Raw genomic sequence first — 21,738 nt, forward strand, 5'->3', positions numbered from 1 at the left:
GGTACTGTCGCGGCTGCGCGGGCAGGTTCTCCGGAATTCGCACGGCAGCGAATGTCTCCGCCGGGTCCTTGCCCGAGGGAAGGGCTGCCAGAGCCCCAAGGATGCCCAGGGTGCCGCCATTGCCCGTGCCGACGATGGCGGCCGCACGCATGCCGGCGGCGGTGGCGAACGACTTGTTCGTCGTCTCGCGCAGCACCGAAAAGCGGGAACTCGCCAGGCGGCCCGCTCTTCCCGGTGGGCTCGACGGGCCCGTCGTGCTGTTGCTGGTGGCCGTCTTCCTGTCGATTGTCGCGTTCGTGTTCTGGTACTGGAACCGCACTGTGGAACGCAACGCGGCACCGCCTCGCGAGGCGGCAGCGATTCATTGGCAACGCTCCGAGTTGCAGGCTGCGTTGCCGCCCACGCCAGTGGCGGCGCCGGGGCCGGGGCCGGGGCCTGTGCCGGTGCCAGTGCCGGAGTCGCGACCATCGGCTGCGCCCGTGGCGGTCGCACCGATCATCGAACAGCGCGTCGAGCCGGTGCCTCCGCCGGCAGAGCCGCAGCCTGAAACGCCGGCCATCGCGTCCGCGTCCGCCGAACCGCAGGTCGCGGCGTCGGAAGCTTCTCCGGCGGAACAGCCTTCCAATGCATCCCAGGCGGAGGCGTCGCAGGTTCCGGACGCACAGCCTCCCCAGGCGCCGACCCGGCAAGCGCTGGCAGAGCCGCAGCGGGCTCGCGGCGGGACGCTGCGACGCGACAACAGCACGGCGAGAGCCGGTGCCGCGTCGCGCGCCGTCGCAGTCAGCCGCCCAAAGGCAGTGGAGCCCGTCGTCGCTGTCCAGCGCTCCATCCGAACGGAACCGCCGCGCACCGACAGCCCCGCCGCGGTGGTGCGCCCGACCGCGCCGGTTCAGGCCGGCACAGTTCGCACGGCGGGCAGCACGACACGCTGCGACCGGTACAACCCCTTTGGCGAAGCGATCTGTGTCACCGCTCCCGTGGCGGGAACGCAAGCGGCCAGCTCGTCTAACGCCGCGGTTTCCGGCTCGTCGATCGGTCAACCCGTGACTGGGAGTGCCGTATCCAAAGGCTCGATCCCGATCGGCGGGTTCGCAGTCGCCAACAGTGCTGCCGATCCGGGCGGCAGCAGCCCCGGTGGCGGGAATGGGTCTGGTGGCGGTGCAGGCGGTGCTGCTGGCGCCGCTGGCGCTGCTAGCGGTGGTGGTGCTGGTGGTGGTGCTGGTGGTGGTGCTGGTGGTGGTGCTGGTGGTGGTGCTGGCGGTGGCGCTGGCGGTGGCGCTGGCGGTGGCGCTGGTGGTGGCGCTGGTGGTGGCGCTGGCGGCGGCGCTGGTGGTGGTGCTGGCGGTGGCGCTGGCGGTGGCGCTGGCGGTGGCGCTGGTGGTGGCGCTGGTGGTGGCGCTGGTGGTGGCGCTGGTGGTGGCGCTGGTGGTGGCGCTGGTGGTGGCGCTGGTGGTGGCGCTGGTGGCGGCGCTGGAGGTGGCGCTGGTGGTGGCGCTGGTGGTGGCGCTGGAGGTGGCGCTGGTGGTGGCGCTGGAGGTGGCGCTGGTGGTGGCGCTGGAGGTGGCGCTGGTGGTGGCGCTGGAGGTGGCGCTGGTGGTGGCCCCGGCGGCGGCGGTGGTGGCCCCGGCGGCGGCGGCGGTGGCCCCGGCGGCGGTGGTGGTGGCCCCGGTGGCGGTGGTGGTGGCCCCGGCGGCGGTGGTGGTGGGCCCGGCGGCGGTGGTGGTGGCCCCGGCGGCGGTGGTGGTGGCCCCGGCGGTGGTGGCGGTGGCCCCGGCGGTGGCGGTGGCCCCGGCGGTGGCGGTGGCCCCGGCGGTGGCGGTGGCCCCGGTGGTGGCGGTGGCCCCGGCCGCTGATTGACGAGACGCAAGGATTCGACCTTGGAACCGTACCGCCTCACAGGACCTCAGCGCGTGCTGAAACGCTCGGTGGACATCATGGGAGCATTGAGCTTCTTCGTGTTCCTTGGGCCGCTCTACCTGCTTGTCGCCGCGGCCGTGCTCGTTGGAACGGGCGGACCGGTCCACTATGGGCAGACCCGCCTGGGCCAGGGCGGCCGGCCCTTTCGTTGCTACAAGTTTCGCTCGATGGTGGAAGGAGCGGACCAGGTCCTCGAGCAGCATCTGCAGAACGACACGGCCGCGCGCACTCGCTGGCAGGAGTTCCAGAAACTGGACGACGATCCACGCATCACGCCCGTCGGCCGCGTGATCAGAAAGCTCAGTCTCGACGAGCTCCCGCAGTTCTTCAATGTGCTGAAGGGCGACATGAGCCTCGTCGGTCCTCGTCCCTGCATGGTTCGCCAGCGCAGCCTGTACGGTCGCAGTTGGGCCCACTACTGCCAGATGCGGCCCGGCATCACAGGCCTGTGGCAGGTGAGCGGTCGCAATCGCCTTCCGTATGCGCACCGCGTCGCGCTCGACGCCCGGTATGCATCGGAGTGGTCACTGCGACTGGATGCAAAGATTCTCGCGCGCACTTTCCGCGTCGTTCTGAGCGGCGACGGATCGGCCTGATCGCGCCCAGGTCGTCGGCACACGAGCTTCGGAGCCTGGCGTTCACCGCACTTGCTTCAACGCATCGAGCACCAGTGGCTCGACGCCCGCGCCCTCATGTTCCTCCACATGCGCCAGCAACTGCCGGCGCATGCGCGGCTCCCAGAAGCGCTGGATGTGCAGCGCAATGTCGGCGATGGCCTGCGGCCGGTCGGGCATCGCCTCGAAGAACGCGCCGATGCGATTGGCCATGCGGATCAGGTTGTCGATCTTCATCTTCGATGATCTCTTCAGTCGAGCACGACGCAATCGGCGTGCGAATACACCACCAGGTTGCCTTGCCGCGCCAGGCCGATCAGGCTCATCCCCGCCGCCTGCGCCGAATGGACCGCGAGCAGGGTCGGCGCCGAGACCGCGGCGAGCATCGATGCACCGACCGCAGCGGCTTTCTGGACCATCTCGACGCTGGCCCGGCTGGTCACTGCAATGAAGCCGGTGCCGCTGTCGATCGCGGCGCCTGCCATCGCGCCGACCAGCTTGTCGAGCGCGTTGTGGCGGCCCACGTCCTCGCGCACGATGTGCACCGCCCCGTCCGCCGAGCACCACGCGGCCGCGTGCACCGCGCCGGTCGCCCCGCACAGCGCCTGACGTGTCTGCATCTCGCGCATCGCTCGCGCCACGGCGCGGGCGTGCACCGAAACGGATGAGGCCACGGCCGGAACGGGCCGCAGCACCTGGTCCAGGCTCTCGGTGCCGCACACGCCGCAGCCGGTGCGCCCTGCGAGCGTGCGGCGCCGATCCTTCAAGCCGGCGAAGCTTCGGGCCGACACTTCCATGCGCACGGTGGTGCCCTTTGGCGAATGGCTCACTTCGTAGTCGTACAGGTCGGCGGCCGACGCGAAGATGCCTTCGCTCAATCCGAAGCCGAGCGCGAAGTCGCCAAGGTCCGCAGGCGTCGCCAGCATCACGGCATGCGAGATGCCGTTGAACTCCAGCGCGACCGGCACTTCCTCGGTCAGCCAGTCGTCGATCTCGCTGCGCCGGCCGTCGCGCCAGCGCACCACCGGTGCCAGGCGCGCGCCCTCGGGCGGCATCGGCGCGAAGTCGTCGCGCTTCACTTGGACGCCACCGTCTCGTTCGCGAAGCGCCGCTCCAGCAACTCCGCCTGCATCCGGTCGAAGCGGCTTTGCTCGCGCTGCCATTGCGACGGCTGCGTCACCGGCATGACCTGGACCGCCGTCACCTTGTACTCGGGGCAGTTGGTGGCCCAGTCGGAGCTGTCGGTCGTGATCACGTTCGCGCCGGACTCCGGGAAGTGGAATGTCGTGTAGACCACGCCCGGTTGCATCCGCTCGCTGATGACCGCGCGCAGCACGGTATCCCCGGCGCGGCTCTGGATGCCGACCCAGTCGCCATCGAGGATGCCGCGATCCTCCGCGTCGTGCGGGTGGATCTCCAGCCGGTCCTCGCTGTGCCACTGGTTGTTCTCGGTGCGCCGCGTCTGCGCGCCGACGTTGTACTGCGACAGGATGCGGCCGGTGGTGAGCAGCAGCGGGAACTTGCGCGTGACCTTCTCGTCGGTGGCGACGTACTTCGTGATGATGAACTTGCCCTTGCCGCGCACGAACTGGTCGACGTGCATCGTCGGCGTGCCTTCCGGCGCGGTGGCATTGCAGGGCCACTGCACGCTGCCGAGCCGCTCCAGCAGCGCGTAGCTGACACCCGAGAAGGTGGGCGTCAGCGCAGCGATCTCGGCCATGATTTCTTCCGGGTGCCTGTAGTTCATCGGATAGCCGAGCGCGTTCGACAGCAGCATGGTCACTTCCCAGTCGGCGTACTTCGCCTTCGGCGGCATCACCTTGCGCACGCGCGAGATGCGGCGCTCGGCGTTGGTGAAGGTGCCGTCCTTTTCCAGGAAGGACGAGCCCGGCAGGAAGACGTGCGCGTATTTCGCGGTCTCGTTGAGGAACAGGTCCTGCACCACGATGCACTCCATCGCTTCGAGCGCGTGCGCGACGTGCTGCGTGTCGGGATCGGACTGCACGATGTCCTCGCCCTCGCAGTACAGGCCCTTGAAGCTGCCGTCGAGCGCCGCGTCGAACATGTTCGGGATGCGCAGGCCCGGCTCGCTTTGCAGCGAAACGCCCCAGGCGGCCTCGAACTCGCCGCGCACGGTGCTGTCCGACACATGCCGGTAGCCCGGCAGCTCGTGCGGGAAGGAGCCGATGTCGCACGAACCCTGCACGTTGTTCTGGCCGCGCAGCGGGTTGACGCCGACGCCCTCGCGGCCGACGTTGCCGGTCGCCATGGCGAGGTTGGCGATGCCCATCACGGTGGTCGAACCCTGGCTGTGCTCGGTCACGCCGAGACCGTAGTAGATGGCCGCGTTGCCGCCCGTCGCGTAGAGGCGCGCGGCGGCGCGAAGCTCGCCCGCCGGCACGCCGCTGACCGACTCGGTGGCCTCCGGCGAGTTCTCGGGACGAGAGACGAAGTCGCACCAGTCGCTGAAAGACTTGTCGTCGCAGCGCTGCGCGATGAAGTCCCTGGCGGTCAGCGACTCGGTGACGATCACGTGCGCCAGCGCCGTGACGACCGCCACGTTGGTGCCCGGCCGCAACTGCAGGTGATGGGCCGCCCGGATATGCGGCGACTTGACGATGTCGATGCGGCGCGGGTCGATCACGATCAGCTTCGCGCCCTGGCGCAGCCGCTTCTTCATCCGCGAGGCGAACACCGGATGGCCGTCCGTCGGATTCGCGCCCATGACCAGGATCACGTCGGCTTTCTCGACCGACCTGAAGGTCTGCGTGCCGGCCGATTCACCCAGCGTCTGCTTCAGGCCGTAGCCGGTCGGCGAATGGCATACGCGGGCGCAGGTGTCGACGTTGTTGTTGCCGAAGGCCGCGCGCACCAGCTTCTGCACCAGGTAGCCTTCTTCGTTGGTGCAACGCGACGAGACGATGCCGCCGATCGAATCGCGCCCATGCTCGGCCTGGATGCGCTTGAACTCCGATGCGGCATGGCCGATCGCCTCTTCCCAGCTCACCACCTGCCACGGGTCGGTGATCTTCTTGCGGATCATCGGCGTGGTGATGCGGTCCTTGTGCGTCGCGTAGCCCCACGCGAAGCGGCCCTTCACGCAACTGTGGCCGTCGTTGGCCTTGCCGTCCTTCCAAGGCACCATGCGGACGACCTCGTTGCCCTTCATCTCGGCCTTGAAGCCGCAGCCGACGCCGCAGTAGGCGCAAGTCGTGATGGCGCTGTGCTCGGGCTGGCCGAGCCAGATGACGGACTTCTCCTGCAAGGTGGCCGTGGGGCAGGCTTCGACGCAGGCGCCGCAGCTCACGCATTCGGACTCCATGAAGGGCTCGTCCATGCCCGGCGACACGCGCGATTCGAAGCCGCGCCCGGAGATCGTCAGCGCAAAGGTGCCCTGCGTTTCCTCGCAGGCGCGGACGCAGCGGTTGCACACGATGCACTTCGAGGCGTCGTAGCTGAAGTACGGGTTCGACTCGTCCTTGACGCAGTCGAGGTGGTTGGCGCCATCGAAGCCGTAGCGCACATTGCGCAGGCCGGTCACGCCGGCCATGTCCTGCAACTCGCAGTTGCCGTTCGCGCTGCAGGTCAGGCAGTCGAGCGGATGGTCGGAGATGTAGAGCTCCATCACGCCCTTGCGCAACTCCTGCAGCTTGGGCGACTGGGTGCGCACCTTCATGCCGGCTTCGGCCGGTGTGGTGCACGAGGCCGGGTAGCCCTTCCGGCCGTCGATCTCGACCAGGCACAGCCGGCACGAGCCGAAGGGCTCCAGGCTGTCGGTCGCGCACAGCTTGGGCACCTGGATGCCGGCGTCGACTGCGGCACGCATCAGCGAGGTGCCCTTGGGCACGGTGACTTCGTTGCCGTCGATCTCCAGCGTCACTTCCGCTTCGGATTCGCGCCGTGGGGTGCCGTAGTCGGTTTCCTTGAGGTGGTCGAGCATGAATGTCTCCTAGGCCGCTTCGCGGTCCGGTGTCGCGAGGCCGAAGTCCTGCGGGTAGTGGTTCAGTGCCGAGAGCACCGGGAACGGCGTCATGCCGCCCATGGCGCAAAGGCTGCCGTGGACCATCGTGTCGCACAGGTCACGCAGCAGTTGCACCTGCTGGGGCTTGTTGTGCTTGGTCAACGGGGGCGCCATGATCCTGTCGATGACTTCGACGCCGCGCGTCGAGCCGATCCGGCAAGGGGTGCACTTGCCGCAGGACTCGATGGCGCAGAACTCCATCGCATAGCGGGCCAGCTTCGACAGGTCTGCCGTATCGTCATGCACGACGATGCCGCCATGGCCCAGTACGGCACCGACGGCCGCGTAGGCTTCGTAGTCCATCGGAATGTCCCACTGGGACTCGGGCACGTAGGCACCCAGCGGCCCGCCGACCTGCACCGCCTTGATCGGCCGGCCCGAGGCGCTGCCGCCGCCGAAGTCGAACATCAACTCCCGCAGCGTCACGCCGAAGGCCATCTCGACCAGGCCGCCGTGGCTGATGTTGCCGGCGAGCTGCATCGGCAGCGTGCCGCGCGAGCGGCCCATTCCATGGTCGCGGTACTTGTCCGCGCCGCGCGAGAGGATCACCGGTACGCTGGCGAAGCTGATGACGTTGTTGATGATGGTCGGCTGGCCGAACAGCCCTTCGATGGCCGGCAGCGGCGGCTTCGCGCGCACGATGCCGCGCTTGCCTTCGAGGCTCTCCAGCATCGCCGTTTCCTCTCCGCACACGTAGGCGCCGGCGGCCTTGCGGATGTCGAGGTGGAACGCGCGGCCGGAGCCGAGGATGTCCGGCCCCAGGTAGCCCGCCGCGGTCGCGCGCCGCACGGCCTCGGTCATCGTGGCGACCGCATCCGGGTACTCGGAACGGATGTAGACGTAGCCACGCGTGGCGCCCACGGCGAGGCCGGCGATGGTCATGCCTTCGATCAGCATGAAGGGATCGCCTTCCATCGTCATGCGGTCGGAGAAGGTGCCCGAGTCGCCTTCGTCGGCATTGCAGACGACGTACTTCTGCCCGGCCTGCGCGGAGGCCACGGTCGCCCACTTGATGCCCGTGGGAAAGGCCGCGCCACCCCGGCCGCGCAAGCCGGCGCGGAGCACCTGCTGGACGATGGCATCCGAAGGCATCGCCAGCGCGGCGCGCAGGCCCGCATAGCCTTCATGTGCTTCATAGTCGGCAATCGACAGCGGGTCGATGACACCCATGCGTGCGAAAGTCAGGCGCTGCTGCTTCGCGAGGTAGGGGATCTGCTCGGTCGGGCCGTGGAACAGCGCGTGCTCGCTCCCGGCGAGCATGCCGCTGTCGAGCAGCGCAGGCACCTCATCCGGCGTGACCGGGCCATAAGCGACGCGCCCTTGCGGCGTGGCCACCTCGACCAGCGGCTCCAGCCAGAACATGCCGCGTGAGCCGTTGCGCACCAGGTTCAGCGCGATGCCGCGGCGCGCGCATTCCGCCTGCAGGGCCGCCGCGACCTCGTCGGCGCCGACCGCGACTGCGGCCGAGTCGCGCGGCACATGGACCGTGATGGGGTTCGCCGTGCTCATGCCGGCTCCGCCAACTGGTGGACCGCGCGGTCGAGTCGCTCGGGCGTCATGCGCGCGAGCAGCTTGTCGTTCACCACCACTGCGGGCGACGAGGCGCACAAGCCCAGGCAATAGACGGGGTTCAGCGTGAATCGGCCGTCGGCGCTGGTGCTGCCATGGCCGCCGTGCGTCTTGCACCCGAGCGTGTGCTCCGCGTGAGCCATCAGCGCATCTGCACCCATCGCCTGGCAGGCCTCGGCACGGCACACCTGCACGACGATGCGGCCTGGCGGCTCGCTGCGGAAATGGTGGTAGTAGGTGACGACGCCGTGCACCTCGGCGCGAGACAGATTGAGCCCTTCGGCGATCTGCGGCACGACCTCGCGCGGGATGTAGCCGAGCGCGTCCTGCACCTCATGGAGGATGGGCAGCAAGGCGCCGGGCTCGTCGGCGTGCCGTGCCAGGACGGCCTGGGCGACATCGGAGGGCGTGGGGGTCATTGTTCTGGTCTCCATATAAGCGCTCGACGGCATAAGGGTGACTCGGTATGCGGCCAATGTAGGCAGGCGCATAACATCGCGCAATATGATGAAACGGGCCAACCTCATAGGCTCTTCACGGCATAAGGATTGACCCCGATGCACCCAGTCAGCATCAAGCCCCAGTGGACGATCAGCGGTCCCGGCGGCGCGCACCTCGCGGAGCGCACTGTCGCCTTGCTGGTCGGCGTGGCCGAGCACGGCAGCCTGCTCAAGGCCTGCCAGGCGATGCAGGTGTCGTACCGGCACGCATGGCAACTCATTCGCGAGGGCGAGGCCTTGCTCGGCGCACCGTTGCTGCACATGGAGCGCGGCAAGGGCTCGGCCCTGAGCCCGCTGGCGGAGAAGCTGGTGTGGGCCGACCGGCGCATCTCGGCTCGCCTGTCGCCGATGCTGGATTCGCTCGCGTCGGAGCTGCAGGCCGAGATCGACCGCGTGCTGATGACCGTCGCACCGCTGCTGCGCATGCATGCGAGCCACGGCTTCGCGGTCGAGGCGCTGCACGACGCGCTGGGCCGTGCAGGCATCGAGACCGAGCTGCGCTATTGCGGCAGCACCGAAGCGGTGGCATCGCTGGACATGGGCGGATGCGAGGTCGCAGGCTTCCATGTGCCGGTCGGCGAGTTCGAAGCGGAGTCGGTGGCGCACTACGCGCAATGGCTCAAGCCCGCCACGCAGAAGCTGATCGGCGTCGCGACGCGGCGTCTCGGCCTCATGGTGGCGAAGGGCGATCCGAAGAAGGTCTATGGCATCCGCGACCTCGCGCGGCCCGATATCCGCTTCATCAACCGCCAATCGGGTTCGGGCACGCGCTTCCTGCTGGACCTGCTGCTGCGCAAGGATGGCGTGGACCCGGCGAAGGTGCACGGCTACGAGCAGTGCGAACTCACGCACGCGGCGGTGGCGGCCTACGTCGCCAGCGGCATGGCCGACGTCGGCTTCGGTGTGGAGACGCCGGCAAGGCACTTCAAGCTGGACTTCGTGCCGGTACAGACCGAGCGCTACTTCCTGCTGTGCGAGGACAAGGCGCTCGAATCGCCCGGCGTGCGCGAGATGCTCGCCATCATCCGCGGCGACGACTTCAAGGCGACGGTGAACCGGCTGGCCGGCTACCAGGCCAATGACCAGACGGGGATGGTGACCGACCTGCCGGCGACGTTTCCGACGCTTCCGAAGTTGCGTGGTCGCGCGCGTCGGGCCTAGGCGTGCGTGCGGCCTCGACCAGCGTGCACAGGGCGGCAGCTCGCCGCAGCGGATCATCGGGCTCGGAAGGGGTCGTTGGACTTGGCTGCGTCGCAGACGGGAGTCGTCCAGAATCGGAGAATCGCCGGTTTCGTCGAATGGAGTCGTTATGCCCTACCTACAGCTGGACGTGACCCGCAGCTTTTCCGACAGCGACAAGAAGCGGCTGGCCGCGGCGATGAGCGAGACCTACGCGCGGATGATGTCCGTGGACATTCGACGAATCAGCGTCGCCATCCGTGAGCTGGGCGCCGGCGGGGTGTGGCGCATTCCGGAAATGGGAGACGAGCCGACGCCCGTCTCGATGCTCATGCTGGACATCCGCAGAGGTCGCCCCGCCGAGTTGCGGATGGAACTGGCGAAGGCGCTCTGCCAGCACTGCGTGGACATTCTCGGCCTGCAGGAGAACCGACTCAACGTCGAGTTCACTCAACATGACGGGGACGAGATGTACCACCCCGCGCTGGGTGGCTACAGTCCGGACTGGAAGCCCGGCGAGGCGTGACAGACGCGGGGAGCCTTGCAAGAAGCATCCGCAGGCGAGTCGTTCAGCCCTGAGGAGCCAGAATGTTCGTGCAGTTCGTCGCGAGCGGGTCGAGTGTCATCGCGAGTCGCCCGATCAGACGGTCGCTGTAGTTCTTGTTGGGATGCACGAAGTCGACCAGATCCCATGCGCCATAGAACGGCACCCTTCCCCAGTCGGCAAAGGTCGTGTTCGTGTTGATTGCGATCGCCTGAACGATCCTGTCGTAGAAGTCCCGGCGCAGGAGATCGAAGTAGCCGAGTTGTCCCCCCAGGGCCTGTTGGGAAAAACCGGTCAACACCGGAACGCGGCCTTCATCCCGCACCCTCTGGATGATGGCGTAGTACTCGTTGATGAACGTGTTGATGTCTTTCCCTTCCCACGCATCGATGACGCCGTTCTCGATGATCACGAAGTGCCCGCTGCGCGGCAGGCCGGGAAAGAAGGGTGCCAGGTCGGCAAGCCTCATGTTTGCGACCGAATGATCGGCCACCACCAGCAGGTTGGGCCGGACGACTTGCAGCATCATGGACGGAATGACCGAGGTCCCGTTGAAGCCCATGATCGAGTCGCCATAGATCTCGACCGTGCAAAGGGATGGATCTTCGGCAGGCTTGCCGAGGGTCGCGGCATCCTGCCCCTTCGCGGAATCTGCCGCAGGCGTTGCGACAGACTGGCCGACAGTGACAAGTGCGGCATTCCCCGCGCCTCCATCGCCCCCTCCTCCACAACCGGCGAGGAAGCCTGCCAACAACACGGCAGCAAGAACAGGCATCATGGTTCATCTCCTCAACTGGGTACGACCTCCCCGTGCGTGTGTCGGCAGGACATTGGCATCGTTTGATCGGAATGGCGAGAGCTATCCAGTCAACGGCATCGTCAAAAAGGTTATCCCGCCACAGCAACGAAGCGGGTCCAGCCTGGCGGCTCGACGTGCGGCCGGATCGAGCCCCCGTCACGTACGTGTCCATGCGTAGGCGTTCGGATGGCGCACTGCGCTGCAATGTCGAGAATCAGCGACCCGGGGTGCGCGCAATCAGTGCAGGAGATGCCTGGTAGCGAGCGCTTGACGTGTGCCTGATCCATCTGAAAGTGAGCGCGAAATGAAATCAACCCACTACGCAATACTCGCCCTGACTTCGGCGCTGGCATTCACCGCGCCGGCCCTGGCGCAACCGAACACGCCTTCGGCCAATCCCACGGTGCTCGATCTTCGCGAAATGATGAAGGAGGTCACGATCTCCGCGCAGGTGACCGCGATCGACCCGAAGAACCGCATCGCGACGCTGAAGGGACCGGAAGGCAATGAATTCGCCGTGCTGGTCGATCAGCGCGTCAAGAACTTCGCCCAGGTCAAGGTGGGCGACATGGTGGAAGCCACCTACATCCAGGCCGTGGCGCTCGACTTCCAGAAGGGAGACGGGATCCGCATGGCCACGCAGACGCGTGCCATGGACCGTGCCCAGGCCGGGCAGCTTCCCGGCGGTGCTGCGATGAAGCAGACCACGCTGGTGTCGAACATCTGGGCGATCGACCAGGCCAAGGGCACGGTGATGGTCCGGGGTCCGTTCGGTCACTTCACCGAGGTGAAGGTGAAGGACCCGGCCATGCTCGGCGGCGTCAAGGTCGGCGACCAGATGAAGATGACCATCACGCAGGCCATCGCCACCTCGGTGGTGAGAAAAGGCTAGCAGCGGAGGGGGCGCGCAGTCGGTCCCCGATCACTTGGGGAACATGAACTGCGCCTGGACCCGGATCTGCCAGTTGGCGCCGTTGTCCGGCTTCACGACGTTGTAGTAGGCCGAGAGCTGCGTGTTCACCGGCAGCTTCCCCAGGTGGAAGATCTTGCCGATGCCGCCACCGAGCGGCACCGTCCATCGCTGGCTGCTGTCGGCCTTCCAGTCGGCCGTGATGATCGGCGCGGTGGTGAGATAGAAGCCGCCCGCGAAGTTGTAGTTGATGAAGGGCTGCAGCAGGAAGGTGTTGTACGACCCGCCCTGCTTGCTGCTGCTCACCGACCAGATGTTGTTGAACAGCGCGCCGTAGACCCACGGGCTGTCGTGGTCGAGGTGCAGCACGACAGCCGACGGGCCCAGCCCCCAGTTCTTGTTGCCCAGCTCCGAGCTGCTGTTGGTGGGGATCTGGACCACGGGGCCCGCGCCCCAGATCCACTTGCCGGGGTTGGCGGGCGAGAGGAAGGCGGTGAGCACGGTGTCGCCGACGCCGCTGGTGCTACCGATGCCCGGGCCCAGCGACGGCATCCAGATGACCGGCACGATCGTCCGCGTGATGATGTTCCAGTCCTTGTTCACCGAGATCGGGATCACGGGCTGGATGTTCAGGATGTTCTGCGTTCCTCTCTCCGGCCCGTAGTTGAGATTGGTGTTGTTCTGGAACGGCACGCTGATCATGTTGCCGACCGGATTCTGCGCGAGCTTCGCGAGTTCTTCGGCGCTCATCTCCGCGCGCGCCGGCAGTGCGGCGAAGAGGGCCGCGGCCAAGCCGGACAGCGCGAACACCTGGATCGGGGCGGGGTGGTGCATGGAGTTTCTCCGGTCGGATTCATCGCATCGCCCCCTTGAGGGGGAGGCGCCGCAGGCGCCTCGGGGGTTTCAATGGGCGGCGCTGGATGATTCCTGCAACTTCCGCATCACCTCGTCGAGGTTGAACGCCGCCGGCTTCTGGCGCGGCGGGAACTTCACGAACGCATCGATCTGCTGCGACACCGCGCCCTGCATCGCGTAGACGATGTAGGCGTGCGAGATGACCCAGTCCCAGTAGGTGTTCGAGTTCTCGTCGGCCCGCTCGAACGGATCGCGCCGCAGGTTGAACATCTTCGGCGCCCGGAACCTGACAAAGGGCTCGAACCAGCATTGCAGGGTCTTCGCGCGCTGCTCCATCAGCACCACCTTCCAGTCCTTCATGCGGATGGCCATGATGTCGCCGTCATCGCTGATGTAGAAGAACGACTCCCTCGGGCTCTCCTTTGCCTGCCCGCTCAGGTAGGGCAGCATGTTGTAGCCGTCGAGGTGCACCTTGAAGTCCTTCTCGCCGACCTTGCAGCCCTTGAGGAGCTTCTCCTTGATGTCTTCCTCGCCGGCGGCAGCCAGCAGCGTCGGCACCCAGTCCTGGTGGGACACGATGCCGTTGATGACCGTGCCGGCCTTGAACTTGCCGGGCCAGCGAACGAAGCACGGTACCCGCCAGCCGCCTTCCCAGTTGGTGTTCTTCTCGGCCCGGAACGGCGTGATGCCCGCATCGGGCCAGCTGTTGTAGTGGGGACCGTTGTCGGTCGAGTACATGACGATCGTGTCGTCGGCGATGCCGAGCTGGTCGAGCTTGTCGAGCATCTCGCCGATGTGCTCGTCGTGCGCGACCATCACGTCGTTGTAGTCGCCCTGCCCGCCGCTCTTGCCCTTGTGCTTCTCCGCGCAGTGCGTCCTGAAGTGCATGGCCGTGGTGTTGTACCAGAGGAAGAACGGCGTGCCGTCCGCGTGGCACTTGTCGATGAACTTGAGCGCCTTCTCGGTCGTCTCGTCGTCGATCGTTTCCATGCGCTTCTTCGTCAATGCGCCGGTGTCCTCGATCTTCTGCCCGCCCTTGCCGTCGGCCAGGCAATGCAGCACGCCGCGCGGACCGAAGCGCTTCTTGAATGCGGGATCCTTCGGGTAGTCCGGATCCTCGGGCTCCTCCTCGGCATTCAGGTGGTAGAGGTTGCCGAAGAACTCGTCGAAGCCGTGCATGGTCGGCAGGTACTCGTCCTTGTCGCCTAGGTGGTTCTTGCCGAACTGCCCGCATGCGTAGCCGTGCGGCTTCAACAGCTCGGCGAGGGTCGGGTCCTCCTTCTGCAGGCCGACATCGGCACCGGGCATGCCGACCTTGGTCAGGCCGGTCCGGATGGGGTTCTGGCCGGTGATGAATGCCGCCCGGCCCGCGGTGCAGCTCTGCTGTGCGTAGTAGTCGGTGAACGCGACGCCTTCATTGGCAATGCGATCGATATGGGGCGTGCGATAGCCCATCTGGCCCCGGCTGTTGTAGCTGATGTTCCACCAGCCCACGTCATCGCCCCAAAGAATCAGGATGTTGGGCTTCTTCGTCGTCATGGTTCTTCCTCAACGTTGATGAGGTGCCAGGTCACCTCGGAACTTGCCCTGGGGATATGACTCAGGCGTGCGGTCGGCGGCGCAGGATGCGATTGACCAGGCTGCGAAACACCAGGTAGGGCAGCACCGCGAGGACCACCGCGACGATCACGGCCTCGCCCGGATAGAACCATCGCACCGAGATGAACTGGTAGACGGCATCCATGACGATGGCCACGATGAAGACCTTGCCGATGTGCTGCCAGCCTTCGCGCAGCAACGCCCTGCGTTGCGCACGGTCGCGCACGAGTGCCCACAGGTAGAGCGGCCGGCCGTCGCGTGCGTCCTGCCTGCCGGCCTTGTAGGCGAAGAAGGCCGCCACCGCCGGCTGGAGAATGAAGCGGAAGGCCAGCGGCGCATGGCGGCCGCTCGTGATGTCGTCCCAGATACGGATCCAGACGTCCAGCATCATGTCCATCATGGCCGCCCCTTCAAAGCAACCTGAAGGCGATGCCGGCGAAGATGAACAGCCCCGCCACGGACATGATCAGCGCCATCACGAACGAAGGCTGCATGACGCGCATGTGCTTGTTCTCGCGCAGATGCTTGAGCCGCAGCCAGTACTCGATCGTTCCCATCACCATGGCCACGGTGCCCAGGCCGGTGAGGAAGAGGCCCATGTTGCGCGGCATCTCGGCCTTCATGGTGTGGGCCGCCGCTTCGTGCTGGAAGCCCTCGATGATCTTGTAGATGGTGAAGCCGAAGCTGATCATGGAGAGTGCCGTCCTCACCCACGCCATGAGCGACCGGTCCGCGGCCATCACCGTCCGGTCGATCGCCAGGTCGGTGTTGAGCTGCGCCAGCTCGCTGGATGTCTTTGGCGGCGGCGCGGGTGGACTGTCGTTCATGTGCGCACTCAAGGTGCCGGCACGACGCTGTAGTACACGCCGTTGGCGCCGAAGGAGGGTCTGAACCACGAGGTGCCGACCTGGTAGTAGGTGACGCCTGCGCGATCCACATAGACCGCGCCCGTCGGCAGCGTGGAGAAGCTGGTGCCCAGCGGGTAGGCGGGAATCGTGTTGGCCTGGGCGACCGCGGCACCCGCCACCGCGCCCGCCGCGAGTCCGACGGCGGCGCCCGCCGCGACGGCAGCGCCGCAGTCGTAGCAGCCCGGGTGGTAGTAGGGCACGCCCACGGGCCGGTAGTAAGGCGCGTAGCCCCCGTATCCGTAGCCCGGCGGGTGGTAGGTGGTGAAGCCGCCGGCGGTGGTGTGCACGGCTCCCATGCCGTAGGCGCCGGTGGTGGTTCCCCCGTAGCGGTTGGTATGGCTGGTGCCGCCGTACCAGCTGTGCGTGGTGCTGCCGCCGTAGGCGTTGTCGTGGGTGAAGCCACCGAACCCGCCCGTCGTGTGGCCGCCCCAGCCGTTCGCACGCGCCCAGGCCGAGGCGGATGTATGGAATCCCGTGCCCAGCAGGGCCGCGGCGAGCAGGGGAAGGATGGCTTTCATCGTTTTCATGTCGAGTCCTTCCGCGCGCCTCATGGCGCCTTGCTCGCCTTGACGCTGCGTGCCCGGGCGGCAGCCGGGGGCGCGGGCGGCGCGGCGAACGGAATCTTCCTCGCGTTGGCCGCATTGACCGATGCGAAGGCCTCCGCGGCCACGACGGGGTCGAGCTTCCAGTTCGACAGGTCGACCTGGTGGCGCAGCAGGAGCGGATCACCGCGATAGGTGGCACGCAACCGGCGCGGCAGCTTGTCGTCGGCGCCGATCCAGATCTGCATGAACAGCTCGTCGGTGACGACGGCGATCACGTCGGTCGTCGTGCCGCCGACCGCCTTCGAGTCGCCGACGTAGAAGGCCTTGGTCAGGCCCTCGGTGATGTTCTTGAAGGGGTCGGCGCCCAGCACATCGGCGAAGGGGAAGTAGATCGCGGCATTCTTGAACGCCGCTTCCAGCACGGCATCGATGGTCGGTGGCGCGGGTGCCACGGCGACCAGATTCTCGGAAGGCGCGAAGGCAGTGAAGGTCTTGCCGTCGTAGTAGTACTCCGCCCGCTTGCCGTCGCCGCCCGTGATCACGCGCAGCTTGTTCGGCCGCTGCACCAGGACTTCGGAGGTCGTCGTGAAGGCCAGCGGCGGGCCGATGCTGGTGGGGCTCTCATAGGTCGCGACGGCGGTGAACGCCATCGACGACGACGCGGTGAGGGCGCTGCTCATCGCCCGCAGCAGTTCCATCGCCCTGGCTTCGAGCTGCGGCGCGGGCCTGGCTGCCTTGCTCTTCGGTGCGGAAGCGGCGGCAGGCGCGCGCTGGGCGCTCGCTTCGGCGACGAAGGCCAGGCTCATGGCCACCAGCAAGGCCTTGGAGAGGATTTGGCATGGGCGATTCACTGGGATCTCCTTCCGTCGCTGTACTTCGGCTCGTGGCTAGCGGCGGAAACCGATGAACGCAGGACCACCCCAACCGCCCCAGCCGCCCCAGTCCATGGAATCCATCTCGTTCATCTGCGCCGCCTCGAGGTTGTTGTTGCTCAACTGCTTGGCGACGCGCAGCCGCTGGTAGTCCTGGTATTGCGCAGGGCCGCCCACATAGGCCAGGTTGTTCATCGAGTCCGGCAGGACGTAGTAGGTGGAGCCCTGGTAGGTGACGGGGGAGACCTTGTCCTTGGGCAGCTTGGCGAGGATCGCCTGCTGATCCGGCTTCTTGGGCGTGATGACCTTGAAGCCGGCAGCGATCGCAAGGTTGTCGTTGTTGAGCGTGTCGGTAGTGGCACAGCCCGCGGCCAACGCGATCAGCGCGGCCGCGGCAACCTTCTTCGAGAGATCAGGCAGGTGCTTCATGGTCGTGCGGGCTTACTTGGCGCCGGGCATGTCGGGCGTGCCGCCCTGCCTCGATTGCTTCCTGTTGGGATGCTTTTCGTCCCGCGTGTCGACGCGTGCCTGACCGGCGGCGGCGGCCTTGCCTGTGCCGATGGCATCGTTCTCGGGCGACTTCGCCCAGTCGCCGGTCGGCTTCTTCACCTTGTCCTGCGGGCGCGCATTGGCCTTGTCCTGCGCGCGTTGCTGCGGCTTGCTGTTGGTGATCACCTGTTCCTGCGACGTCGTGCCCGGCGGGTTTTGCGCGTAGGCGCCGGCGGCGAACAGGCCGGCGATCATGGCTGCGAGAAGTTTGCTCATTTGCGTGTTCCTCGGTGAATGAATTGAAGCGCCTCTTTGGCCGTGGAGAGATCCCTTTCAGGGGTCCGGCCCCCAGGGGCGTTGCCTTGCGCCAGTTCGGTACATGCGCGATGGCCTGGCGGAAATCATTCTGGAAGCGGCACTGCGGCAAATCCAGACGAGCGGCCACCTATCCCACGTACGTGGCCTACGTAGCTACCGGGATTTGCCGCCGGAGCCGCCGGTTCCAGAATCGCGGTCGAGCGGGCGCACGTCGCGCGTGCCCCGAAAGAGCTCCCCGCCTCCGGCCACCTCCAGGTCCAGGAACAGCGATGGGCGCTGTCGCGGCAGCGCGCGCCTGGCGACGGCAGCGAAGTGATCGGACAATTCGTGTCCATGCGGCCCGAACACCCTGGGTCCGAGGAGGCATCCCCATGAGCACCGATCGCGAAGTCATCCAGGCCCTCACGCCCAGGGGCGTGCTGCGCGCGTCCATCAACCTGGGCAATCCCATCCTCGCCAACACCGACAAGGCGACAGGCCAACCGGCGGGCGTTTCGATCGACTTGGCGCGCGCGTTCGCGCAACGCCTGGGCGTCGGCGTCGACTTCGTCGTCTTCGACTCGGCCGGCAAGTCGGTGCAGGCGGTGGCCAACGACGAGGCCGACATCGGGTTCTTCGCCATCGATCCGGTCCGTGGCGCGGAGATCGCCTTCAGCGCCGCCTACTTGCTGATCGAGGGCAGCTACCTCGTCAGGGACAAGTCCCCGTTGCAGGACAACGAGGAAGTGGATCGCGAAGGCTGCCTGGTCGCGGTGGGCAAGGGAAGTGCCTATGACCTCTTCCTCACGCGCGAACTCAAGCAGGCGCACATCGTCCGGGCACCGACCTCGCCCACGGTCGTCCAGACCTTCATCGAGCAGCAACTGGACGTGGCGGCGGGCGTGAAGCAGCAGTTGGAATCGGATTGCCGCAAGCACGCCGGACTCCGCCTGTTGCCCGGGCGCTTCATGGTGATCCAGCAAGCCATGGGCGTGCCCAAGGCAAGAGGCGCCGGCGCCGCACTCGAACTCCGTGCATTCGTCGAAGAGATGAAGGCCAGCGGCTTCATCGCCGACGCCTTGCAGCGCCACGGCATCGAGGGCGCGTCCGTGGCGCCGGCTGCCTCCGCAGACCCTGCGCAGGGCTAGTGCACCGCGCGCGTCGGGAGCGTGAGGAAGAACCTGGCGCCTCCTTCGGGGTTGCGGGCCGCCCACAGCGAACCGCCATTGGCCTCCGCCAGACGTCGACAGATCGGAAGGCCGACGCCGAGGCCTGTTGACTTGGTCGAATAGAAGGCCTCGAAGACGCGTTCGATCTCGTCCTCGGGAATGCCGACGCCGCTGTCGGCGACGCTGACGAGCACGGCGCGATCGTCGTGCAGGGAGGCCTCGACCACGATCTCTCTTCGCCGCGCGTCCGCATGCATGTCGATCGCCTCGATGGCGTTGCGCAGCAGGTTGAGGATCACCTGCTGGATATGCACTTCATCGGCGCGCACCTCCGGCAGGTCTTCCGCGGCATGCGAGCGGATGGAGATCCGGCGGCCGATGCAATCCAGCCGCACTGCCTCGATGCACTCGCCGATCATGCGCATGACGCCGAAGCTCGACGTGTGGAGCTCGGGGTCCTGGACCACGCCGCGCATTCGCAGCACGATCTCGCTGGCGCGCGTGACCTGGCCGATGATCTTCTCGGCCAGGTCGCTGACCCGTTGCAGGTCCGCCGTCCCTTCGCCCAGGCGCCGAAGTGCGGCCAGGGCGTAGTTCTCGATCGCCCCCACCGGCTGCTTGAGCTCGTGGGACAGCGCCAGCGACATCTCGCCGATGGTGTCCAGGCGCACCAGGAGCGCGAGCCGCTCCCGCCACAGCGCCGCCTCATCGTTCGCGGCGCGGCCTCGCTCCTCGATCACGCGGCGTGCATGCACATGCGCGAAGACCTCGGCGAGCAGGCTCGTGCCGGGCAGGAGCGCCTCCGGCCACTCGCGTTCCATCAGGATGCTGGCCATCACCAGGGCGGCGGTCGTCTGCCCGGCGGCGGAGATCGGCATGGCGAAGATCGAGCGGATGCCGTGGCGCATGAGCGTGGCGCGATCCGTCTGCGCGTCCGCCGGCAGATCCTCCACGCGGTGAAGCCGCACGACCTCGCCGCCCAGCACCCGGGCATGGAGCCACGGCAGGTGCTGGATGAAGTCGGCCGTGCGACGCGCCAGGAAGCCTTGCGCCAGCCAATGCCCTGTTTCGGCGAGTTCGCTGCCTGTGCCCACTCCCTGCCAGATCCCCACGTACTCGACGCCCGCGAACTCGGCGATCTGCCGCAGGCCCGCCTCGATCGTCTCGCTGCCGGGTCGCTCCGCCAGCGCAAGCGATGCGAGCGTCGAGCTCGCCACCCGCTCCAGGCCCATCGCCAGGTCCAGTTCTTCCTTCGCCAGCTTGCGGGCCAGTGCGCTGGCAAAGATGTCGCCCAGGAGGCGCATCCTGGACAGGATGTCGGGCGTCCAGTGGCGCTCCTGCCGAACGCAGCCGAAGCTCAGTCCACCGTAGAGTTGCCCGCCCACGACGATGGGCATGTTCACGTGCGATTTCAGCCCCATGAGCTGGTACGACATCTTGTCGATGTGCGCCTCGGGGGGCAGGTCGGCCAGGCAATCGAAGACGACCGGCTTCCGGGCACGCGCCATGGCGATGGACCACGGCGAATCCTCGCTGACGAACCGCCTTCGGACCGGAGAAACCCCTTCGACCGCCCACGAGTAGGCTGCCTCGAACAAGCCCAGGTTCGGAACCAGGCGCGTCAGCGTGGACCGGTCGATATGGAGTGCCTTGACGACTTGCGAGAGGCTCTCGCCGATGGCGTCCTCGATCTCGGACACCGGCAGGTTGATGAACCGGACCGACAACTGCAGCAGCAGCCGCTCGAACCCCAGCAGATCGGCAGCGGAAAGAGGCGAGGACTCGTCTCCGCTGGATTCAGGATCCTGGGTCCGCCGCATGGAGGAATCGAGGGTGGAAGACGCCGCGAGCATACCGCTCGGGTCCCCCGGCAGGAAGCCCGCGGCGCATGCCCATTGGCATATTCCAGTCGCGGCGCGTCCTGCGTATGCTGGCCCGCCGCCAGCTCCGGCCGAGGAGGTGATGCATGCGCGTGTCCAGAAGAATGCTGGTATCCGCCCTTGTGATCCATGCGGGTGCGAGAGGCTGGGCCGAAGCCATTGCCCAGGTCGGCGGCACGGAGCCCGCCAGGCTGCTCATTTCGCTGGGTGATGGCGCCACCCACGCTGTGGCACGGCAACTTGCCGAGGGCGCCCGGGTGCGGATGAACCGTCCCGTGGTCGTCGAGGAAAGGCTGGGCGCGAGCGGACGCATCGCGGCGGTCATCCTGAAGAATGCGCCGGCCGACGGCTCGACGGTGGCGCTGCTGCCGATCGTCGTGCCCGTGCTGGCGCCCTTGGTGTTCAAGGACGTGAACTACGACCCGATCAGGGATTTCGTGCCGGTCTGCCAGGTCGCCACCTATGCCTATGGCCTCGCCGTACCCGCCAACCATCCGGCCCGGACGATGCCGGAATTCATCCAGTGGGCGAAGGCGAATCCCGGCAAGTCCTTCTTCGGCACTGGCGCCGCCGGGAGCCTGCCCCATTTCCTGGGCCTGGTGATCGTGAAGGAGACCGGCGTCGAGATGACGCATGTCGGCTACAAGGGCGGCAATGCCATGGCATTGGAGCTGGCCGGAGGAACCATCCCCGCCGGCATTGGAGGCTTGTCGGACTTCATCGAATTCCACAAGGCGGGACGGATCCGCGTCCTTGCCACGTCGGATTCGAAGCGCATCGAGCAGTTGCCCGATGTCCCGACCTTCAGCGAGCAGGGCCTGCCCGGCATCGTGGCCCGGGGATGGACGGGCGTCTTCGCGCCCGCGCGGACGCCAGCGCCGATCGTCGACCAGTGGAACGCCGCCCTCGTCGGCGCCGTTCGCGCTCCGGAGTTGAGGGACCTCCTGATCTCCTTCGGCCTGGCGCCGACCGGCACGTCCCAGCGCGAGTTCGGCGACATCCTGGCCGCCGACATTGCACGCTGGGGGCCGATCGTGAAGGCGTCCGGGTTCCGCGGCGATTGATCGGCCG

22 protein-coding genes are annotated in these 21,738 nt (G+C 67.1%); 7 read left to right on the top strand and 15 right to left on the bottom strand.

Going from position 1 to position 21,738, the window contains the following annotated elements; translation table 11 throughout:
• Nucleotides 1-1,053: 1,053 nt before the first annotated feature.
• A complete protein-coding gene (locus QTH97_RS33115) occupies nucleotides 1,054-1,857 on the top strand; it encodes a hypothetical protein (protein ID WP_286572833.1) in 804 nt (267 codons plus the stop codon).
• A gap of 53 nt (nucleotides 1,858-1,910) precedes the next feature.
• Nucleotides 1,911-2,513, top strand: a complete 603-nt coding sequence (locus QTH97_RS33120) for a sugar transferase (protein WP_286572834.1) — start codon at nucleotides 1,911-1,913, stop codon at nucleotides 2,511-2,513.
• 42 nt (nucleotides 2,514-2,555) lie between these two features.
• Here the strand turns inward: QTH97_RS33120 and QTH97_RS33125 are convergent, their stop codons facing one another.
• Genes QTH97_RS33125 through QTH97_RS33145 form a run of 5 tightly spaced genes read right to left on the bottom strand, consistent with a single transcriptional unit; the run spans nucleotide 2,556 to nucleotide 8,540 of the window.
• Entirely contained in the window at nucleotides 2,556-2,768 is a 213-nt protein-coding gene (locus tag QTH97_RS33125; RefSeq protein WP_286572835.1) for a formate dehydrogenase subunit delta, read from the bottom strand.
• A gap of 14 nt (nucleotides 2,769-2,782) precedes the next feature.
• A complete protein-coding gene (fdhD, locus tag QTH97_RS33130; protein WP_444813506.1) occupies nucleotides 2,783-3,586 on the bottom strand; it encodes a formate dehydrogenase accessory sulfurtransferase FdhD in 804 nt (267 codons plus the stop codon).
• Between the two features lie 20 nt (nucleotides 3,587-3,606).
• Nucleotides 3,607-6,471, bottom strand: a complete 2,865-nt coding sequence (gene fdhF / locus QTH97_RS33135) for a formate dehydrogenase subunit alpha (RefSeq protein ID WP_286572837.1) — start codon at nucleotides 6,469-6,471, stop codon at nucleotides 3,607-3,609.
• A 9-nt stretch (nucleotides 6,472-6,480) separates the two neighbouring features.
• Complete coding sequence (locus QTH97_RS33140; protein ID WP_286572838.1) at nucleotides 6,481-8,061, bottom strand: formate dehydrogenase beta subunit; 1,581 nt, start codon at nucleotides 8,059-8,061, stop codon at nucleotides 6,481-6,483.
• Nucleotides 8,058-8,540 carry a formate dehydrogenase subunit gamma gene (locus QTH97_RS33145; protein ID WP_286572839.1) on the bottom strand — a complete coding sequence of 161 codons (483 nt, stop codon included), beginning with the start codon at nucleotides 8,538-8,540 and terminating at the stop codon, nucleotides 8,058-8,060. Before QTH97_RS33145 ends, QTH97_RS33140 begins: the two co-directional genes overlap by 4 nt.
• A 138-nt stretch (nucleotides 8,541-8,678) precedes the next feature.
• Between QTH97_RS33145 and QTH97_RS33150 the strand changes: the two genes are divergently transcribed.
• A complete protein-coding gene (locus QTH97_RS33150; RefSeq protein ID WP_286572840.1) occupies nucleotides 8,679-9,782 on the top strand; it encodes a substrate-binding domain-containing protein in 1,104 nt (367 codons plus the stop codon).
• A 148-nt stretch (nucleotides 9,783-9,930) separates the two neighbouring features.
• Nucleotides 9,931-10,326 carry a tautomerase family protein gene (locus QTH97_RS33155; protein ID WP_286572841.1) on the top strand — a complete coding sequence of 132 codons (396 nt, stop codon included), beginning with the start codon at nucleotides 9,931-9,933 and terminating at the stop codon, nucleotides 10,324-10,326.
• 43 nt (nucleotides 10,327-10,369) lie between these two features.
• Here the strand turns inward: QTH97_RS33155 and QTH97_RS33160 are convergent, their stop codons facing one another.
• Nucleotides 10,370-11,122: a hypothetical protein gene (locus QTH97_RS33160; RefSeq protein ID WP_286572842.1), complete on the bottom strand. Its 753-nt coding sequence runs from the start codon at nucleotides 11,120-11,122 to the stop codon at nucleotides 10,370-10,372.
• 325 nt (nucleotides 11,123-11,447) lie between these two features.
• Here QTH97_RS33160 and QTH97_RS33165 point away from each other — a divergent pair, with 325 nt between their 5' ends.
• Entirely contained in the window at nucleotides 11,448-12,035 is a 588-nt protein-coding gene (locus QTH97_RS33165; protein WP_286572843.1) for a hypothetical protein, read from the top strand.
• 30 nt (nucleotides 12,036-12,065) lie between these two features.
• On the opposite strand, the gene QTH97_RS33170 is transcribed toward QTH97_RS33165, so the two are convergent.
• The 8 genes from QTH97_RS33170 to QTH97_RS33205 form a co-directional block, all read right to left on the bottom strand.
• A complete protein-coding gene (locus QTH97_RS33170; RefSeq protein ID WP_286572844.1) occupies nucleotides 12,066-12,887 on the bottom strand; it encodes a transporter family protein in 822 nt (273 codons plus the stop codon).
• Between the two features lie 69 nt (nucleotides 12,888-12,956).
• A complete protein-coding gene (locus QTH97_RS33175) occupies nucleotides 12,957-14,447 on the bottom strand; it encodes an arylsulfatase (RefSeq protein ID WP_286572845.1) in 1,491 nt (496 codons plus the stop codon).
• 61 nt (nucleotides 14,448-14,508) lie between these two features.
• Entirely contained in the window at nucleotides 14,509-14,907 is a 399-nt protein-coding gene (locus QTH97_RS33180) for a hypothetical protein (protein ID WP_286572846.1), read from the bottom strand.
• 10 nt (nucleotides 14,908-14,917) lie between these two features.
• A complete protein-coding gene (locus QTH97_RS33185; protein ID WP_286572847.1) occupies nucleotides 14,918-15,334 on the bottom strand; it encodes a YidH family protein in 417 nt (138 codons plus the stop codon).
• An 8-nt stretch (nucleotides 15,335-15,342) separates the two neighbouring features.
• The gene (locus QTH97_RS33190; protein ID WP_286572848.1) at nucleotides 15,343-15,942 is read right to left on the bottom strand and encodes a hypothetical protein; all 600 of its coding nucleotides are present in this window, start codon (nucleotides 15,940-15,942) and stop codon (nucleotides 15,343-15,345) included.
• A 20-nt stretch (nucleotides 15,943-15,962) separates the two neighbouring features.
• Entirely contained in the window at nucleotides 15,963-16,811 is an 849-nt protein-coding gene (locus QTH97_RS33195; protein ID WP_286572849.1) for a DUF2092 domain-containing protein, read from the bottom strand.
• A 36-nt stretch (nucleotides 16,812-16,847) separates the two neighbouring features.
• A complete protein-coding gene (locus QTH97_RS33200; RefSeq protein WP_286572850.1) occupies nucleotides 16,848-17,261 on the bottom strand; it encodes a hypothetical protein in 414 nt (137 codons plus the stop codon).
• Between the two features lie 12 nt (nucleotides 17,262-17,273).
• Complete coding sequence (locus QTH97_RS33205; protein ID WP_286572851.1) at nucleotides 17,274-17,597, bottom strand: cell envelope biogenesis protein TolA; 324 nt, start codon at nucleotides 17,595-17,597, stop codon at nucleotides 17,274-17,276.
• Nucleotides 17,598-18,010: 413 nt separating this feature from the next.
• On the opposite strand from QTH97_RS33205, the gene QTH97_RS33210 reads away from it, so the two are divergent.
• The gene (locus QTH97_RS33210) at nucleotides 18,011-18,766 is read left to right on the top strand and encodes an ABC transporter substrate-binding protein (protein ID WP_286572852.1); all 756 of its coding nucleotides are present in this window, start codon (nucleotides 18,011-18,013) and stop codon (nucleotides 18,764-18,766) included.
• Here the strand turns inward: QTH97_RS33210 and QTH97_RS33215 are convergent.
• A complete protein-coding gene (locus QTH97_RS33215) occupies nucleotides 18,763-20,607 on the bottom strand; it encodes a GAF domain-containing sensor histidine kinase (protein WP_286572853.1) in 1,845 nt (614 codons plus the stop codon). The genes QTH97_RS33210 and QTH97_RS33215 overlap by 4 nt on opposite strands.
• 146 nt (nucleotides 20,608-20,753) lie before the next feature.
• Here QTH97_RS33215 and QTH97_RS33220 point away from each other — a divergent pair, with 146 nt between their 5' ends.
• Nucleotides 20,754-21,731 (top strand): tripartite tricarboxylate transporter substrate-binding protein, encoded by a 978-nt coding sequence (locus QTH97_RS33220; protein ID WP_286572854.1) that lies wholly within the window; start codon nucleotides 20,754-20,756, stop codon nucleotides 21,729-21,731.
• Nucleotides 21,732-21,738 lie beyond the last annotated feature (7 nt).

It is taken from the genome of Variovorax gracilis, assembly GCF_030317115.1.
Lineage (GTDB): Bacteria > Pseudomonadota > Gammaproteobacteria > Burkholderiales > Burkholderiaceae_C > Variovorax > Variovorax gracilis.

What these genes read in the sequence shown, in the direction of transcription:
- QTH97_RS33125 (WP_286572835.1), bottom strand. Translation starts at nt 2,768, where the DNA reads ATGAAGATCGACAACCTGATCCGCATGGCCAATCGCATCGGCGCGTTC.
- fdhD (WP_444813506.1), bottom strand. Translation starts at nt 3,586, where the DNA reads ATGCCGCCCGAGGGCGCGCGCCTGGCACCGGTGGTGCGCTGGCGCGAC.
- fdhF (WP_286572837.1), bottom strand. Translation starts at nt 6,471, where the DNA reads ATGCTCGACCACCTCAAGGAAACCGACTACGGCACCCCACGGCGCGAA.
- QTH97_RS33140 (WP_286572838.1), bottom strand. Translation starts at nt 8,061, where the DNA reads ATGAGCACGGCGAACCCCATCACGGTCCATGTGCCGCGCGACTCGGCC.
- QTH97_RS33145 (WP_286572839.1), bottom strand. Translation starts at nt 8,540, where the DNA reads ATGACCCCCACGCCCTCCGATGTCGCCCAGGCCGTCCTGGCACGGCAC.
- QTH97_RS33150 (WP_286572840.1), top strand. Translation starts at nt 8,679, where the DNA reads ATGCACCCAGTCAGCATCAAGCCCCAGTGGACGATCAGCGGTCCCGGC.
- QTH97_RS33155 (WP_286572841.1), top strand. Translation starts at nt 9,931, where the DNA reads ATGCCCTACCTACAGCTGGACGTGACCCGCAGCTTTTCCGACAGCGAC.
- QTH97_RS33160 (WP_286572842.1), bottom strand. Translation starts at nt 11,122, where the DNA reads ATGATGCCTGTTCTTGCTGCCGTGTTGTTGGCAGGCTTCCTCGCCGGT.
- QTH97_RS33165 (WP_286572843.1), top strand. Translation starts at nt 11,448, where the DNA reads ATGAAATCAACCCACTACGCAATACTCGCCCTGACTTCGGCGCTGGCA.
- QTH97_RS33170 (WP_286572844.1), bottom strand. Translation starts at nt 12,887, where the DNA reads ATGCACCACCCCGCCCCGATCCAGGTGTTCGCGCTGTCCGGCTTGGCC.
- QTH97_RS33175 (WP_286572845.1), bottom strand. Translation starts at nt 14,447, where the DNA reads ATGACGACGAAGAAGCCCAACATCCTGATTCTTTGGGGCGATGACGTG.
- QTH97_RS33180 (WP_286572846.1), bottom strand. Translation starts at nt 14,907, where the DNA reads ATGATGGACATGATGCTGGACGTCTGGATCCGTATCTGGGACGACATC.
- QTH97_RS33185 (WP_286572847.1), bottom strand. Translation starts at nt 15,334, where the DNA reads ATGAACGACAGTCCACCCGCGCCGCCGCCAAAGACATCCAGCGAGCTG.
- QTH97_RS33190 (WP_286572848.1), bottom strand. Translation starts at nt 15,942, where the DNA reads ATGAAAACGATGAAAGCCATCCTTCCCCTGCTCGCCGCGGCCCTGCTG.
- QTH97_RS33200 (WP_286572850.1), bottom strand. Translation starts at nt 17,261, where the DNA reads ATGAAGCACCTGCCTGATCTCTCGAAGAAGGTTGCCGCGGCCGCGCTG.
- QTH97_RS33205 (WP_286572851.1), bottom strand. Translation starts at nt 17,597, where the DNA reads ATGAGCAAACTTCTCGCAGCCATGATCGCCGGCCTGTTCGCCGCCGGC.
- QTH97_RS33210 (WP_286572852.1), top strand. Translation starts at nt 18,011, where the DNA reads ATGAGCACCGATCGCGAAGTCATCCAGGCCCTCACGCCCAGGGGCGTG.
- QTH97_RS33215 (WP_286572853.1), bottom strand. Translation starts at nt 20,607, where the DNA reads ATGCGGCGGACCCAGGATCCTGAATCCAGCGGAGACGAGTCCTCGCCT.
- QTH97_RS33220 (WP_286572854.1), top strand. Translation starts at nt 20,754, where the DNA reads ATGCGCGTGTCCAGAAGAATGCTGGTATCCGCCCTTGTGATCCATGCG.